The 16,077-nt window shown below is 71.2% G+C and carries 11 protein-coding genes; 5 read left to right on the top strand and 6 right to left on the bottom strand.

Features of this window, described 5'->3' with window-relative positions; genetic code table 11:
- The first annotated feature begins 255 nt into the window (after window positions 1-255).
- Entirely contained in the window at window positions 256-2,412 is a 2,157-nt protein-coding gene (locus tag M6444_RS16350) for an acyltransferase family protein (protein WP_298329706.1), read from the top strand.
- Between the two features lie 7 nt (window positions 2,413-2,419).
- Here M6444_RS16350 and M6444_RS16345 read toward each other — a convergent pair whose 3' ends face one another.
- From M6444_RS16345 to M6444_RS16335, 3 genes are read right to left on the bottom strand one after another with little or no spacing between them, the layout of a single operon-like run.
- Entirely contained in the window at window positions 2,420-2,983 is a 564-nt protein-coding gene (locus M6444_RS16345; RefSeq protein ID WP_298329702.1) for a hypothetical protein, read from the bottom strand.
- A gap of 59 nt (window positions 2,984-3,042) precedes the next feature.
- Window positions 3,043-5,274 (bottom strand): glycosyltransferase, encoded by a 2,232-nt coding sequence (locus M6444_RS16340; RefSeq protein ID WP_298329699.1) that lies wholly within the window; start codon window positions 5,272-5,274, stop codon window positions 3,043-3,045.
- A gap of 14 nt (window positions 5,275-5,288) precedes the next feature.
- On the bottom strand, window positions 5,289-6,071 hold the full coding sequence (locus M6444_RS16335; protein ID WP_298329696.1) for a TIGR03089 family protein: 783 nt from the start codon (window positions 6,069-6,071) through the stop codon (window positions 5,289-5,291).
- A gap of 79 nt (window positions 6,072-6,150) precedes the next feature.
- On the opposite strand from M6444_RS16335, the gene M6444_RS16330 reads away from it, so the two are divergent.
- Entirely contained in the window at window positions 6,151-7,059 is a 909-nt protein-coding gene (locus M6444_RS16330; RefSeq protein WP_298329693.1) for a hypothetical protein, read from the top strand.
- A gap of 13 nt (window positions 7,060-7,072) precedes the next feature.
- On the opposite strand, the gene M6444_RS16325 is transcribed toward M6444_RS16330, so the two are convergent.
- The 3 genes from M6444_RS16325 to M6444_RS16315 all read right to left on the bottom strand — a co-directional run bounded on the left by M6444_RS16325 (window position 7,073) and on the right by M6444_RS16315 (window position 9,981).
- Window positions 7,073-8,290: a coenzyme F420-0:L-glutamate ligase gene (locus tag M6444_RS16325; protein WP_298329690.1), complete on the bottom strand. Its 1,218-nt coding sequence runs from the start codon at window positions 8,288-8,290 to the stop codon at window positions 7,073-7,075.
- Window positions 8,287-9,231: a 2-phospho-L-lactate transferase gene (cofD, locus tag M6444_RS16320; RefSeq protein ID WP_363326400.1), complete on the bottom strand. Its 945-nt coding sequence runs from the start codon at window positions 9,229-9,231 to the stop codon at window positions 8,287-8,289. The genes M6444_RS16325 and cofD overlap by 4 nt, the downstream gene beginning before the upstream one ends.
- 396 nt (window positions 9,232-9,627) lie before the next feature.
- A complete protein-coding gene (locus M6444_RS16315; protein WP_298329684.1) occupies window positions 9,628-9,981 on the bottom strand; it encodes a hypothetical protein in 354 nt (117 codons plus the stop codon).
- Between the two features lie 304 nt (window positions 9,982-10,285).
- Here M6444_RS16315 and M6444_RS16310 point away from each other — a divergent pair, with 304 nt between their 5' ends.
- The 3 genes from M6444_RS16310 (at window position 10,286) to M6444_RS16300 (ending at window position 16,061) form a co-directional block, all read left to right on the top strand.
- A complete protein-coding gene (locus M6444_RS16310) occupies window positions 10,286-10,549 on the top strand; it encodes a WhiB family transcriptional regulator (RefSeq protein ID WP_298329682.1) in 264 nt (87 codons plus the stop codon).
- 224 nt (window positions 10,550-10,773) lie between these two features.
- On the top strand, window positions 10,774-14,535 hold the full coding sequence (locus M6444_RS16305) for a glycosyltransferase (protein WP_298329680.1): 3,762 nt from the start codon (window positions 10,774-10,776) through the stop codon (window positions 14,533-14,535).
- Window positions 14,535-16,061 (top strand): DUF5719 family protein, encoded by a 1,527-nt coding sequence (locus tag M6444_RS16300; RefSeq protein ID WP_298329677.1) that lies wholly within the window; start codon window positions 14,535-14,537, stop codon window positions 16,059-16,061. The genes M6444_RS16305 and M6444_RS16300 overlap by 1 nt, the downstream gene beginning before the upstream one ends.
- Window positions 16,062-16,077 lie beyond the last annotated feature (16 nt).

Raw genomic sequence — 16,077 nt, 5'->3', positions numbered from 1 at the left:
ACGCCCCAGTCGGGGCTGGACTGCAACGTCGGCCACCTCTCCGCGACACTGTCGGGCATCGGTGTTCCTCGACTCCTCGGCGGCAGGGGGCTTGCGGTGAGCGTGCTCGTACTTCTGTGACCGGCGCATAATCTAGCGCTTTACCGCTGTCCTGCAACACCGCGTCGGTGCGGCGCCTGGTCTAAACTGTTGCGGTCCGGCGCAAAAGCGACAGGCAGTGCAGGCATCGTCGACCTCGGGGTACGGAACCAGCTGATGCATCAACCGCCCGCCGTGTCGACGCGCGAACTACCGCCACCTCCGCCGCCGCCGGCACCCGACATCGCAGCCCGCGCGCAGGCGAAACCCCCGGCGCCGGGCCGCGCCACCGGGCCAGCCGGGTTCCGGGGCGACATCCAGGGCCTGCGCGCCGTCGCGGTGATCCTCGTGCTGGGTTTTCACGCCGGGGTGCCCATGCTCTCCGGCGGGTTCGTGGGCGTGGACGTGTTCTTCGTGATCTCCGGCTTCTTGATCACCGGATTGATCGACCGTGAGATCGGGCGCACCGGACGGCTGAGCCTGGCGCGCTTCTGGGCCCGCCGCGCCCGGCGGTTGCTCCCGGCCACGGCGGTGGTTCTGGGAACCGTCGCCGTGGTGACGATCGTCGTGCTCCCGGTCACCCGTTGGCCGGCCATCACGTGGGACATCGCCACCAGCGCGTTGTACGTCGTGAACTACCGGCTGGCCGATCAATCGGTGAACTACCTGGTCTCCGAGGACGCTCCCAGCCCGGTGCAGCACTTCTGGTCACTGGCGGTCGAGGAGCAGTTCTACGTCGTGTGGCCGCTGCTGATCATCGTGCTGCTGTGGCTGCAACGACGCTACCGGCTCCCGTTGACGAAGGTCATGCTCACCGGCGTCGCCGTCATCGCCGTCCCCTCGCTGCTGTGGTCGGTCTACCTGAGTTCGGCGAACCCCGGCGCCGCGTACTTCGTCTCCACCACCCGGCTGTGGGAACTGGCGATCGGCGCGACGCTGGCGATCCTCGCGCATCGTGCGCCCCGGATCCCGGCGGCCGCGGCCCACGCGCTCGGGGTGCTCGGGCTGGTCGCCATCGGGTACGCGGCGGTGCGGTTCGACGCGGGGACGGTCTTTCCCGGTGCGGCCGCGCTCGTGCCGACTCTGGGGGCCGCGGCGGTCCTGGTCGCCGGCACGACGGGGCGGCGCACCTGCGCGAGCGTGGTGCTGGACAACCCGCCCATGCGCGACATCGGCGACTTGTCGTACTCGCTCTACCTGTGGCACTGGCCGCTGATCGTCGGGGCCACGGTGGTGTGGGGCGATCCCGACGGGACGCTGCCCGTGGGCATCGGCGTGCTGGTCGTGGGGTTCTCGGCCGTCCCGGCCTGGCTGACCTACCGGGTCGTCGAGTACCCGATTCACCACGCCCGGGTGTTGGCCCGCTTTCCCTGGCGGGCCGGGGTCCTGGCCGTGGCGTGTACCGCTGTCGGGGTGGCGGCGGCGATGGTGGTGTCGTTCGCGGTGCCGAAGACGTCGACGTCGCCTCAGGATGTTCAAGCCGACGGCGCGGCCGTGCTGGGTGACGACCCGGCGGATTTCGAGGCGCCCGATCAGGTGGACGCCATGGTGCCCGACGTGCTCAGCGCACCGGACGACGTGGCGAGACTCGACGGCGACATGTGCATCGGCGGCACCACGGGCACCGAGCTGGAGCCGTGCGTCTACGGCCCCGAGGACGCCGAGACGACCGTCGCGGTCGTGGGTGACTCGAAGATGCACCAATGGCTGCCCGCGCTGGAGAACGTCGCCGACGAGCACGGCTGGCGGCTGGTGACCTACCTCAAGAGCGCCTGCCCCTTCGTCAGCGTCGACATCGAGCTGAACGACCAAGCCAACGAGGAGTGCGCCGAGTACAACGAGAACCGGCTCGACCGGCTGCTCACCGATGACGACATCGACTACATCCTGACCTCGCAGGTCGCTTCCCGCGCCTACACCGACGACGACCGCTCCGATGACGACAAGTCCGACATGATGGTCGACGACCTGGTCCAGCAGTGGGCCGAGCTGGAGGAAGCCGGTCGGGACGTCATCGTCATGATCGACAACCCGAACCCGCTCCTGGACGTCATGGAGTGCGTCGCGACACACGGCGACGAGCTGACGGAGTGTGCGTTCTCGCGTGCCGACGGTGAACAGGTCGGTGGCGCAGCGGTCCAGTTGTCCGCGCTCGAGCGGTCCGAAGGGGTCAGTTCGGTCGATCTACGCGACTACATCTGCCCGGGCGAGACGTGCCCCGCCGTCATCGGGAACACGTTGGTCTACCGGCGCGGGTCGCATCTGACCGCGACCTACGTGGAGAGCCTCACGCCACGCTTGGACGACGCCCTGGCCGGCATCGTCTCGGGTTGAGCTCGGCTCAGCGGCGCTCGCCCAGCGCCCCGAGCACGAGCCGATCGGTGCGGGTGAGGCCGGCCGGCCCGACGATGAGCGAAGCGGAGCAGCGATACGTCACCAGCACCGAGGCGAGCGTGGCACGGACGTAGTCGTCCCACGGCTGATGGTCGCTGGTCCAGCTGTGTTCCGGGACGAGCAGTTCGGCCGGGTATCCCCACTGCCGTGCGGCGCCGAGGCGGGGGGTGTCCATCACGATCACCGGGCGGAACCCGCCGGTCAGCACCTGCAACTCGGCGATCTCGCGCACGACGCCGTCGACGTCGGCGGCGTCTTTCTGGGACATGCCGAGCAGGATCACCACCACCACGGGCAGCCGTTCGACGCCGACCCCGGCGATCAGATTCCCGCCCGCGACGTCCAGCGGAGTGCGCTGGTCGGCGTCGATGTCGAACAGGCGATGCACCACGGCGCGCGCGGTACTGCTCTGCCGGACCCTGGGGACCATCGTGCGCCGGGCATAGCGATACCCGGGGATCTTACGGACGTGGCGCATGATGCGGCGAGGCCTGGGGCGCGGAGCGGTCACGGCCAGTGATAGTGCCACGAACGTGGTGGCGACGGCACGCCGACGCCCGAGCGCGGGCCTCACCGGGCCCCTGCCAGCGTCAGCAACTGTGCGGCAGCGTCCGGTGCGCCGTTGCCCGGATCGGCCGCGGCGACGCGCTTGACCATCTGCTCGCCCCGCTCGAGCAGGTCGGCGAGGAGCGGTACGGCGGTGTCGACGGCGATGCTCGGCAGGGTGTGCGCCCACCCCTGCTCGGCGGCGAATCGAGCCCGGGCTTCCTGGTCGTCCAAGGCGGTCGAGCTGTTCGGCACGAACAGCGACGGCACGCCGAACCGCAACAGCTCGTGGAACGAGTTGTAGCCGGTGGCGCTGATGGCCAGGTCGAAGGCGTGGTAGTGCCGCGACAGCGGATACGCGCGCACCACGTGAACGTCGTCCAGCCGGCCACCGTCCACGGCGATCTCGGGCCGGGTGACGCAGACCTCCACGTCGAGTTCACGCAGCGCCGCGACCACCGCGCCGACGTCACCGCTGGTGTCGTTGATGTTGCCGGCTCCCAGCGACACCAGCGCAAGCCGGGCGGTCGGATCGAGGCCCAACGCCAGGCGCGCCTGGGTGCGGTCCTGGAGGTCCTCGCGGTCGAGCAGCGTGACCGGCCCGACCCGGTGCGCCGACGCTTGAGCGGTGACCCCGCGGTCGGCCGCGGCGGCGAAGTCGCCGGGCTCGATGACGAAATCGAACCAGGACGTCTTCTTCAGCTGGCTGTGGTTCTTCCCGGCCCGCCACAACCCGCGACGCGACCACACCCACGGGATCTCGGGATGGGCCTCACGGATCGCGACGATGCCGTCGTAGGGCCAGGTGCCGTCGAAGACCACGACGCTGGGCTCGACGCGTTCCAGGGTCTTGGTGACGCGGTCGGCGAAGTAGGCATGCCAGCGTCGCGGTTCGAGCCCCGCCGCCGTCGCCGACGGCAGGTACTCGTAGGTGTGACCGAACCCCGCGACGACGGGAACGGCCTGCGACAGCGAGAAGAAATGCGCGGCGAGATCGGGCCGGACCCGCTCGGCGTAGGCCAGCAGCCGGGTCAGGTGACCCATGCCGGCGCCGTTGCTACTGATGAACAACGCGGTGGGGGTCTTGGCGGCGGCGACCGGTGCTGGGCTGACGGGGACGCGTTGATCGGTCGGCGCGCCGATCAGTTCACGCAGCCGCGCGATGTGCGCTTCGTGGCCGAACCGTTCGCGAGCGGTCCGTAGGGCGCGGTCGACCTGGGCGGCGTAGGCGTCGCGATCGGTGTGCAGTCGCTCCACCACGCCGCGAACCTCGTGCGGCTCGGCGTAGATGGCGGCTTCGCCGAACACCGGCTCGAAATGCGGCGGCAGGATGGCCGGAACACCCGTGGCCAGCGCCTCCAGGATGGTTCGCCCGAACGCCTCGATCCAGTTCGGGTTGTGGTAATAGACGAAGAAGTCCAGCGAGGCCAGGAACTCCCGTGGCGACATCGCGCCGAACTCCATGATCTCCCACGAGTCGGGGACCGTGCCCAGCACGTTGACCACCGGGTCGGCGCCGCCGAGGACCCGCACCGTCCACGACCCGTCATCGGGGTAGACCGCCCGCAGCGTCGTGGCGTCGGCCGGCCATTTCTGCGGCGACGAACGGCTGTGCCGGCCGATCACCGGTCGCCGCGCCGCGGTGCCGGGCTCCGGGCGCGCCGGACGGCGCTGGGAGGCGACCTGCCACGCATCGACGTCGATGATGTTGACCCAGTCCGAGTCGGCCAGGGCCGACTCCGGAACGCGCGAGACGATCGACTGGCGCACGAGCGGGCCGATGGGCGCCCACAGCGGCTCGACGCCGAAGTGCTCCTTGGCGATCTCGTGTACGGCCTCGGGCCGGTAGTGCTCGTGGCCGTCGATGTCGTACGGCCCGGCGTTCGCGACGATGACGACGTGGTCGGTGTGCACCGTCGGGAGCTGGCCGGCAGCGTGCTGCAGGACGGCCGGGTGGCGCACGACGGTCACCCGCGCGTGGACCGGCTCGGGGCCGATGAACAACGTGGCCTGCCCGGCCTCGACGGCCCGGCGAATGTGCCGGTTGACCGGGGCCACCTTCGCGATGAGCGGGCCGTTCAAGGTGATCAGGCCGGTGGTGTAGCCCGCCCTGGCCTGTGCGGTGATCTCTTCGGCGATGCTGTGTGACGTGCCGCCGGGGAAGCGCAGGTCGGAGATGTCGAGGACGTCGACCGTGCGCTCGGCCGCGCCGACGGACGAGGCCCGCGCGAGGCCGGGGTTTTCGGGTTCGGGCATGGCTCCAGATGGTTTCACAGTGCGTGGGACTGAGGAGGGTCGACGATCACCGTCACCCGTTCGGTGGCCACCCGGGCGTCGCGGCCGGCGAGATCTTCGTGGCGGACGAGCACCGCCGAGCCCCCGGTGACGAGCGGGACGAGCAGGGCATCGACCAGCGCGGCGCCGAGATCGTCGGTGGGCACGAGTAGCCGCGCACCCGGGCGGGCGCCGAGCTGTTCGGCCCGATCGTGAGCGTAATCGAGGAGACCGGACAGCGTGTGCACGACGCCGGAGCTGTGCAGAGCGGGCTCGTCCGGCGCCGGCGGGAGGATCGGCACGAACTGATCGGGAAAGGACGGCACTTCGACGGCGTAATCGAGCACACCGGGCGGGAGCGGCTCGGTGAAACGACCGCCGAGCGGACGCAGCGACACGCCGACGACGTCGTCGGCGCCCGACGCGGTCGCTGACTCGAGCGTGTCGGGCCCGGCCACCACGATGTCCGCGCCGGGATCGCCGCCGGCATGCCCATCGGCGCCGATGACGACGCAGGCGCCGAGCGTCCAGCAGGCACTCGCCCAGGCCAGGGCCTGCCAGTGTGCAGGTAGCAAGATCGCGACCCGGCTGCCGGCCTCGGCGCCGAGGCCGTCGCTGAGCAGCCCCGCGGTCTTGGCGACCCAGTTGTCGAAGGTGACAGTCGACAGCTCGACGCGCTCGCCCGTGGCGTCGTCGTAGAACGTGAGCAGTGGCCGGGAACCGTCGCGACGGACTTCGGCCCGGAGGAGTTCGGCCGGGGTCGGCGCCATCGACGTCATGGCCTCAGCCTACGGTTCAATGGGTGCTGACGCCGTCGCAGGACCGGAACCTGTCGGCTGACGACTACCGCGAGGGACGATGATCACCAGGACGTGGCGGCCGCGACACCCGGTGGACGTCGCAGCCACGTTGTCCGCGCATCGCCGTGGCCCCTACGACCCCGCCTTCGTGATCGACGCCGGCGGACGGGTCTGGCGGACCTGCCGGTACGGCGGGGAGCCGGCGACCATCCGGGTCGAGGCGTTGTCCCGCGTCGAGGTCCGCGCCACGGCGTGGGGGCCGGGGGCCTCGGCGGCCCTTGACGCCGTACCGGGCTGGCTCGGCGAATACGACGAGCCGCACGCTTTCCGGCCCGTTCATGCGCTGATCAGCGACGTACTGCGCCGGTGCCCCGGGCTGTTGATCGGGCGGACCGGGCTCGTCGTGGAGGCCCTGGTCCCGGCGATCCTGGAACAGAAGGTCACCAGCATCGAGGCGTATCGGTCCTGGGCGGCCTTGTTGCGCCGGCACGGCGAGCGTGCCCCGGGCCCGGCGCCGGAAGGCATGCGAGTGGCCCCTGCGGCCGGCACGTGGCTGCGCATCCCGTCCTGGGAGTGGCATCGCGCCGGGGTGGGCCCGCAGCGCTCTCGCACCATCGTCACCGCCATGCGCCACGCGGCTCGGCTGGAGGAGACCGCGTCCATGTCCAGCGAAGCGGCCGACCGCCGGCTGCGTGCGGTGCCCGGCATCGGGCCGTGGACCTCGGCCGAGGTCCGCCAGCGCGTGCTCGGTGATCCTGACGCGGTCTCGGTGGGCGATGCCGGCCTGCCGCACGTGGTGTCCTACGCGCTGGCCGGGCAGCGGCGGGGAAGCGACGAGTTGATGCTCGAACTGCTGGAGCCCTACCGCGGCCACCGGCACCGGGCGTGCGTCCTGCTGCTGCAGGCCGGGGAGCGCCCGCCGCGTCGAGCTCCCCGAGCGCCGCTGCGCGACTACCGGGCGATGTGAGGGCGACGCGAGCTCACCGCGTGACCACGGCGTCGGCGGCCGTGGTCGACGACGGCCGTGAATCCGGCGTAGGGCGGCCGATCGCGAGGATCCCGGCCGGACGCCACCCGGTCGGCAGGTCGAGCGACGATGCGGCGCCCGGCAACGCCGGCGTGGATGGCAGCCAGGCGCAGGCGAGCCCGTCCGCCCACAGCGCCACGGCGAGCCCCTCCACGGCCGCACCCAGCTCCACCAGCGCGTGCTCGTTGTCGTCACTTGTGCACGCCAGGACGAGGGCCGGTGCCGATCGCAGGCCGTCGTCGTCTCCGGCCTCGACGATCGCCGCCCGCGCGGCCTCGGACTCCACCAGTACGAACCGCGCCGCGCTGCGGCTCAAGGGTTGCGCGGCGCTGAGCGTGGCCGTGAGGGCGCGGCGCACCAGCGCGTGGTCCACGCCGCGCGCGGTGAACCCGGCCACGACGGGGCGTTCGGTCACCGCTGCGCGCATCGCTTCCGGTGTGCCCAGCCGGAAGCGGTCTTCGGCGCTGGGACGCACCAGTGCCGACGCGCCGGTGTCGTCGTCGGGCGGCAACAGCAGATGCGCAAGGCCGCGCACGACGGCCACGGGCACCTGCGAGAGCTTGGTGCGCACCAGCTCCGAGGCGGCGGCCAGTTCGTCGGCCACCGCGACGACGGTGACGCCGAGATCGTTGCCGTAACGGTCCTGCCGTCCGCGCAGGTCGTCGACCGCTTGGACCCCGGCCGTGCCGACGGCGAAGTCGACGACCCCGTTACGCCACGCCCGCCCGGCCGTGTCGGTCACCACCACGCCCACCTGGGCGCCGAAGCGCTGCCGCAGGCCCTCCCGCAGGGCCCGGGCCGAGGCGTCGGGGTCCAGCGGCAACAGCACGACGCTGCCGGGCTCGACGTTGGATGCGTCCACGCCGGCGGCGGCCATGACGAAACCATGGCGGGTCTCGACGATGCGGGTACGACCGTTCGGCGTGGTCCACTCCGCGACGGTGCGTACCGACTCCGCGTCGATGGCCTCCTCGCGATCGACACCAGCGCGGACCCGGCCTTCGGCCTTGCTCACGATCTTGCTGGTCACCACGACGATGTCGCCGTCGGCCAGGTGGATGGCCCCATCGGCGAGGCCCGCCGCGAGCAGGCCGACCAGGTCGTCGCCGGGACGGACCTCTGGCATACCCGGCACACCGACGATCTCGACCCGGGGCGCCGGTGTGCTCACGGCGTCACCAGGTCCAAGGCCGCGCGGGCCATCGCCGCTGTGGCGTCGGCGTCGGTCATGAGCAGCGGTACGGCGCGGCATGCGATACCGAGCGCTTCGACCTCCGTGACCGCGTCGGCGTCCGAGCTGTCGACCAGCCAACCGTCCAGGATGTCGGCGAAGATCCCGGCGACGCCTGCTGCCGTGGCGGGGACCCCGATGGCGCGCAAGGCGGCATCGGCCATGCCCCGGACCGGCGCGCCGGCGATGATCGGCGACAAGCCGACCACCGGCGCCTGCGCCTTCGCCACGGCGTCCCTGATGCCGGGCACCGCCAGGATCGGGCCGATGCTGACCACAGGGTTCGACGGCGGCAGAACGATGACGTCGGCGTTGTCGATGGCCTCGATGACACCGGGGCCGGGGCTCGCGGCGTCGATGCCGACCAGCACGATCCGCTCAGCCGGTAGCTCGGCGTGCCAGCGGACCCACCATTGCTGGAAGTGGATCGCCTCGGTGCCGTCCTCGCGAGCCACGACCACGTGCGTCTCCACCCGGTCGTCGCTCATCGGCAGCAGCCTGACGCCAGGCTGCCAGCGCTCACACAGCGCCTCGGTCACCGCCGACAGCGGGTAACCCGCGGCCAGCATCTGGGTGCGGATGATGTGCGTGGCGATGTCACGGTCCCCGAGGGTGAACCACCGCGGTTCGGCGCCGTAGGCCGCCAGCTCGTCGGCGACGGCGAACGTCTCTTCGCTGCGGCCCCACCCCTGGGACTCCTCGACACCCCCGCCCAGCGTGTACATGACCGTGTCGAGGTCCGGGCTGACGTGCAACCCGTGCAGCGTGATGTCGTCGGCGATGTTGCCCACGACGGTGATGTCGGCGTCGGGGACGGCTCGCACCAGCCCGCGCAAGAACCGAGCAGCGCCGACGCCGCCTGCCAACGTGGTGATTTTCAGCACGTCACCTGACGCTACCCGGCGCCGGTTCCGGCGGTGATGAGCGGCTGCGGCGACCGTTCCTGGTCGTGAGGGTTGGTCCTGGTCGTGAGGGTTGGTTCTGGTCGTGAGGGTGGTCCTGGTCGGGAAGGTTGGTCCTGGTCGGGAAGGTTGGTCCTGGTCGTGATGATCGTCGTGGGTGTTCTTGCCGCTATAGCGCGCGCTTGTTGGCACGACGATCATCACGACCGGTGCGGGACCGGCTGTTGGGTGCACGACGATCTTCACGACCGGTGCGGGACCGGGAGGGGAGCGGCGTGGGCGCTGTACACGCTGCCAGTAGCGCCAGCTGGGTGCGTGGGGCGTGGTCGTGAGGGTTGGTCCTGGTCGTGATGATCGTCGTGGGTGTTTTCGCCGCTATAGCGCGCGCTTGTTGGCACGACGATCATCACGACCGGCGAAATCGGCTGTTGGGCACACGACGATCTTCACGACCGGTGCGGGACCGGCTGTTGGGCACACGACGATCTTCACGACCGCCTGGGAGCGGCTGTTGGGCACACGACGATCATCACGAATGCCCGCAGCGGGAACGGCTCCCGTGACGATCAGCGGCGTGAGGCGGCGTGCCGGCTGCCGCACGGCGAGGGGCGTGCCAGTTGCCGGAGCGGACTCGCGATCGCCGCCCGACGAACGCCGACCGCCGGCGAGCCGCGGACAGGCGAAACCCCGCACATCCGGTACCGCCGCCACCGTCGTGATTTTCAGCACGTCGCCCCGACGCTGCCCAGCGCCTGTTTCGCTCCCCATGAACCGCCGCCGACCGGGGCTGTCCACCGAACTTGGCTCGCGAGCGCAACCGGCCTATGCTCCGCGCACGAACCGGGCCGCCCTCGGCTCCCCACCGGTCCAGAAAAACAGGCGAACAGAGATCTTTAGCATGGTTCGGCTTGACGAGCGGGGATTACGAGCATGTAATTTCATACGTGTCGTTCGGTGGTTCGGCGTACACGACCAACGCGGAACCACATCGGGGGCCGGCCCACGGGCCGGACGAGGTCGGAGGAGGCGAGCCATGACCGAGTGGGACGAAATGGACCTGCTCTTGGGCGACGCCGAAGAGATGAGTTGGCAGGAGCGGGCGCTGTGCGCCCAGACTGATCCGGAGGCGTTTTTTCCTGAGAAAGGCGGGTCCACCCGTGAGGCGAAGCGGGTGTGCCTGGGCTGTGACGTGCGGGCCGAGTGCCTGGAGTACGCGCTCGAACATGACGAACGCTTCGGAATCTGGGGCGGGCTGTCCGAGCGCGAGCGGCGCAAGCTGAAAAAGCGGGCGGTCTGAGCGGCGTCCGCACCGACGCACCAACTCGCGCCCTGTGCGCAGGCGTGCTCGTCCGTGGTCGCGACGAGCGCCCCGAGCAGGTGGAGTCTGCCGAAACGCCGTTCTGCGCGTAGTGTTGTCTCGGTTGACACGGGGATGAGCCGGCCGGGTAGCGCCAGCCGGACGACGTTCCCGTTCGTCAGCGTCCACATCCGATCCATACCTGCTCACCATCACGACGAGGCATGGCCACCGACCCATTGACCGCTGCCGACCACGGCCAGACGACCTCCGGCGTCTACTCCGATCCGGGGCTCGGCACCGACGCAGCTCTCGACGCCTTCGCCGGCGAAATCGCTGACACGACTCCGGTCGACCCGACCGAACTCCTCACTCACGACGTCACGGCTGTCCTGGTCGCTCACAACGGCAGCCGCTGGCTGCCGCAGACGCTGCGCGCTCTGTCCGAGCTGCGACGCATGCCGGAGCGCATCGTCGCCGTCGACACCGGCAGCAAGGACGAGAGCGAGCGCATGCTGACTGAGGCGCTCGGTGCGCCCGCGGTGATCCGCGCCGACCGGTCCACCGGTTTCGGCGAAGCAGTGGCACTGGGCGTGCAAGCCGCTGACGAGGTGGCGAAGGCGGCCTACGGGTTCGGCGCCGGGGGCGCTCGGCGAACCGAGTGGATCTGGCTGCTCCATGACGACAGCGCGCCGGAGCCCGACGCCCTCGCCCGGCTGCTCGAGGCCGCCGTCCGGCGTCCGGACGCCGGAGTCATCGGCCCCAAGGTGCTCGACTGGGGCGATCGCCGCCAGCTGCTCGAGATCGGCCTGACCGTCACCGGCGGCGGACGCCGGCACACCGGCCTGGACAAGCGCGAGTACGACCAGGGCCAGCACGATGGCACCCGAGACGTCCTGGCCGTGGGCAGCGCGGGCATGCTGATTCGCCGCGACGTCTGGGACGACCTCGGTGGGTTCGACCCTCGGCTGACGCTGTTCCGCGACGACCTCGACTTCGGCTGGCGAGCGAACGAAGCCGGCCACGCGGTCATCGTCTGCCCTGAAGCCGTCATCCACCACGCCGAAGCCGCCGCCCACGGCCGTCGCCGGCTCGGCGCCACGCGTGATCGCCCGCACCTGGCCGACCGCAGGAACGCGCTGTACGTCCTGCTGGCCAATGCGCCGACACGCTCGTTGGTGCTCGTGGTGTTGCGCGTCATCGTCATGGGAGTCGGCCGCTCGCTCGGTTTCCTGCTCGGTAAACAGCCCGCCCTCGCCGCCGAGGAACTGCTGGCGCTGATCTCGGTCATCGGCCGGCCCGACACGCTCGTGCGAGCCCGCTCCCGTCGCCGGCGCACCCGCGCGCGGGAGCCCAAGGACCTGCGTGCGCTGTTCCCGCCACCCGGCCAGCAGGTACGCCATGCCGGTGAGAACGTCTTGAGCATGCTGACCGGCTCGGGCAGCGGCGCAGCACACGACGTGTCGCGTGCTCGGCGGGCGAGTACCGACGACGAAGCCGTCGGCGAACTACCCGACAGCGACGACACCTTCGTGCTGCGCGTCCTGCTGCACCCGGCGGTGCTGCTGGTGACCGGGCTCGTCGTCGCCACCCTGATCGCCGTCCGCGGCCTGATCGGGTCCGGACGCCTCATCGGCGGGGCGCTGCTGGCCACCCCGACGGCGGCCGGTGAGATCTGGGAGGTCTACACCGAGGCGTGGCACACGGCGGGGCTCGGCAGCCCGTCGGCCAGCCCGCCGTACCTGGCGGTCGTGGCGTTCATCTCGTCGATCGTGCGTAATGCCTCACTGACCGTCGACCTGTTGCTGCTGGGATCGGTGCCGCTGTCGGCCATCACGATGTACCTGCTGGTCCGTCGGCTGGTGAACTCCAAACTGCTGCGGGTCTGGGCCGCAGGCACCTACGCGCTGCTGCCCGCCACCACCGGCGCGATCGCTGCCGGCCGCCTCGGTACGGTGTGCGCCGCGATCGTCACGCCGTTGCTCGTTCTCGCGGTCATCCGGACCATGGGGGCACCCGGACGGCCCGGCCCTGGTCGGGCGGCGTGGAGCGCCGGCCTCCTGCTGGCGTTGGTCTCCGCCTTCGTGCCGCTGGCGTGGCTGCTGGCCCTCGTGGTCGGCGGCGTTGGCGTCGCGACGGTCTTCCGGGATCGCCGCTCGGCGCTTCGGGTCGCGGTGATGCTGGTGGTCACGCCGATCGTGTTGATCCCCTGGACCGGCAGCGTGCTGAGTGATCCCGGTTTGTTCCTCACCGAGGCCGGGCTCCCCGGGCCTGATTTGTCCGACGCGAACCTCGCTCCGTGGGCGGTGCTGCTGCAGCACCCCGGTGGTCCGGGAGCCGGGCCGGTATGGCTGGGTGTCGGCGTGGTCCTCGCGGGCTGGGCGGCGCTGTTCCGGACCGATCGGCGGTTGCGGATCGGCGCGGCGTGGGTCGTGGCCGGGTCGGCGCTGGTGCTGGGCATCGTGCTGTCGCGGTTGCCGGTCAGCGGGCCGACGTTGGAGACGCCGGTCTCGGGCTGGCCGGGCTATCCGGCGGTCGTCCTCGGCGGGGCGTTGCTGGTGGCCGCGATCATCGGCGCCGACGGCGCGCGCGAGCGGCTGGCGCATGCGACGTTCGGCTGGCGCCAGCCGGTCGCGGTCGTGGTCGTGGTGGCGGCGGTGGCCGCTCCGCTGGGATCGCTGGGCTGGTGGCTGTGGCGCGGCGCCGGTGATCCGGTCGAGCGTCGCGCCGAGCAGATCCTGCCCGCCTACGTCGCTGACGAGGCCGAACGGCCCGAACGAGTCCGCACCCTGGTGCTCGACCGGGCCGACGACGGGCGGGTCACGTACGCCTTGCTGCGTGAGTCCGGCCCGCGCCTGGGCTATGCCGAGACGGCGCCGCCGCCGGAGGAGTACGAAGAGCTCGACCAGGCCGTCGCTGACATCGTGTCCGGGAGCGGTGGGGCCGACGGCGCGCGGCTCGCCGAGTTCGCGGCGCGCTACATCTACCTGCCGCGTCCCTATGATCCCCAGCTCGCCGACACCCTCGACACCGTGCCAGGCCTGGTGCGGTCGTCGGCTCCTGACGGCGCGGCGATGTGGCGGGTCGATCAGCCGGTCGCGCGGGTCTGGGTCGCCGACCCGCGGGCCGACGGCGAATCCGACGTCCCGCTGGCCGACGAGGACGCCGAGGCGGTGACCATACCCAGCGGCGACGTCGACGCCTCCGGCCTGATCCCCGAAGGCGAGCCGGGACGACAGCTGGTCCTGGCCGAGCTGGCCGATCCGGGCTGGAAGGCCACCCTGAACGGGGAGGAGCTGGAACCGACCACCTACGCCGGATGGGCCCAGGCGTTCACCCTGGGTGCCGAGGGCGGTGAGGTCAGAGTCGAATACGCGGGGAACAACCGGGGCGTGTGGCTGTGGGTGCAGCTCGGCGCTGTGGTCGTGGCCATCGTCCTCGCACTGCCGGGGATGCGGCGCGAGCGCGGGGCCGTCGACGACGCCGCTGAGATCGGTCCGGACGAGTCCTCGCCGGATCTGCGGCTGGAGCCGGTCGGCGTCGCCGTGAGCACACCGGTGGCGGCCGCCCAGGACACGCCAGCCAGGGAGGAATCCCAGCGGCAACCGACCCGTCGCCGGCGTGGGGCGCGACCGGCTCGGCAGGGCGACCGCCCGCCTGCGCCCGAAGCGCAACCTTCGACCGAAACGCAGCCCGCGAGCGAGTCCCGGACCGAGCGCCCGACTGAGAGCGAGACCCAGATCGAACGGAACGTGACCCCGCCGACCGACTGGAACCCGTTCGAGCGTTCCGGCACCGACGCCGCCCGCAACGCCGCCGAGCCCGCCAGCAGCGAGCCCGGACCCTACCGGGGGCGTCGACGGGCCGCGGGGAAGTCCGACGAGCAGTCCACCGACGGCGGCAGCACCTATCGCGGCCGCCGCGCCGCAGGTGGCAAGCGTGCGGCCGGACGTCGAGGCAGCCGCCGACGCGGAGGTGATTCGTGATGCGACCCGGGCTGATCGGACTGGCCACCGGGGCGTCCGTGGCCCTCGTCTTGGGGGTGGCCGCATTCGTCGGGCCGCCCGAGTCGGTGGTCAGCGAGCATCCTGCGGTCAAGGAGCCGGTCGTGCGCTCGTCCGTGGTGTGCCCGTACGTCGACGGTGAAGACGAAGGTGTCGGCGAGATCGGTGTCCTCGCGCTGCCCGACGTGACGACCGCAGACGTCGATGACGGCGCCGAACAACAGCCGATCACCGTCGACGCGCTCGCGCAGGCCCCCGAGCCTGGTTCGGACGAGGAACCGTCCCCGCCGGACGAGGACGCCACGCACTTCGAGATCGCCGAGCGCGGGATCCCGTTCCTCCAAGAGGTCGAGTCGGAATCGGCGGTGTCGATGGCCGTCACCGGTAGCGGTGCACTGGCGCCCGGCCTGGCCGCCGAGCAGTCCCTGCTCGTCCAAGAGACCGATCTGCGCGGGCTGAGCACGGTTCCGTGTACCGCACCACAGCGAGAGCATTGGTTCGTCGGCGGTTCCGGCGAAGTCGGGCGGCGCGGGCGGCTGGTGCTCGCCAACCCGACGGACGTTCCAGCGGTCGTCGACGTGGAGCTGTGGGACGAAGCCGGGCCGATCGACGCGCCGGGAACGCAGGACGTCGCGGTGCCGGCGCGCAGCCAGCAGATCTTCCTGCTCGATGCGCTGGCGCCCGGGTCGAAGGCCACTGGCGTGCACGTCACCACCAACCGCGGACAGGTCACCGCCGCGCTGGAGATGCGCGAGACCGACGAGATCACCCCGATGGGGATGAGCTACATCCCGGCGGCGTCCGCACCGTCCGAGGACATCGTCATCCCCGGCGTGCCCGGCCATGGGCAGCGGATTCTGCGGATCCTCGCGCCCGGGGACGTCGACGCCATCGTCTCGATGAAGATCCTCGGCCCAGAAGGCGCGTTCAGCCCGCTCGACCAGGACGTGCTGACCGCGCCCGCCGGCACCGTCGTGGACGTGCCGTTGGACGTCGTCGGCGGGGATCCGTCCGGGATCCGCTTGAGCAGCGACGAGCCGATCACCGCGGCGGTTCGCATGGTCGAGACACCGTCGGACGAAGGGCTGCCCGACTTCGCCTACACGGCCGCCTCCGAGCCGCTGCAAGGCCCGGCCACGGCGTTGCTCAGCCGGGCGACGTCTGGATACACCAGCACCCTGTTCGTCAGCTCGGTGATCGACACCAGCTCGCGAGTCACCGTGCGCACGCTGGACACCAAGGGCGGCGTGGTCAACGAGGAAGAGGTCGAGCTCCCGCCCGGAGCCACCGTGCCGGTGCCGTTGAAGGCGCCGGACGGCATGCACAGCGCGACCGTGATCGTCGATCCGGCGAAGCCCGGTTCGGTCGTGGCGGCGCGAGAGATCCTGGCCAAGGACGATGACGGCGCGCTCGCGGACCTCATGCCGCTGGTATCGCCGACCATCGAGGTCGACGTGCCGGCGGTGGTGGGGGAGTTGCCGTCAGTGCCGGAGCCGACCCTCGAGTGATCCAGCGGGATCGCCG

The sequence above is a fragment of the Haloactinopolyspora sp. genome (assembly GCF_027324685.1).
Lineage (GTDB): Bacteria > Actinomycetota > Actinomycetes > Jiangellales > Jiangellaceae > Haloactinopolyspora.
Note: the sequence above shows the minus strand (reverse complement) of the source record. Positions and strands in the feature narration are given on the sequence as shown.

What these genes read in the sequence shown, in the direction of transcription:
- M6444_RS16350 (WP_298329706.1), top strand. Translation starts at nt 256, where the DNA reads ATGCATCAACCGCCCGCCGTGTCGACGCGCGAACTACCGCCACCTCCG.
- M6444_RS16340 (WP_298329699.1), bottom strand. Translation starts at nt 5,274, where the DNA reads ATGCCCGAACCCGAAAACCCCGGCCTCGCGCGGGCCTCGTCCGTCGGC.
- M6444_RS16335 (WP_298329696.1), bottom strand. Translation starts at nt 6,071, where the DNA reads ATGACGTCGATGGCGCCGACCCCGGCCGAACTCCTCCGGGCCGAAGTC.
- M6444_RS16330 (WP_298329693.1), top strand. Translation starts at nt 6,151, where the DNA reads ATGATCACCAGGACGTGGCGGCCGCGACACCCGGTGGACGTCGCAGCC.
- M6444_RS16310 (WP_298329682.1), top strand. Translation starts at nt 10,286, where the DNA reads ATGACCGAGTGGGACGAAATGGACCTGCTCTTGGGCGACGCCGAAGAG.
- M6444_RS16305 (WP_298329680.1), top strand. Translation starts at nt 10,774, where the DNA reads ATGGCCACCGACCCATTGACCGCTGCCGACCACGGCCAGACGACCTCC.
- M6444_RS16300 (WP_298329677.1), top strand. Translation starts at nt 14,535, where the DNA reads ATGCGACCCGGGCTGATCGGACTGGCCACCGGGGCGTCCGTGGCCCTC.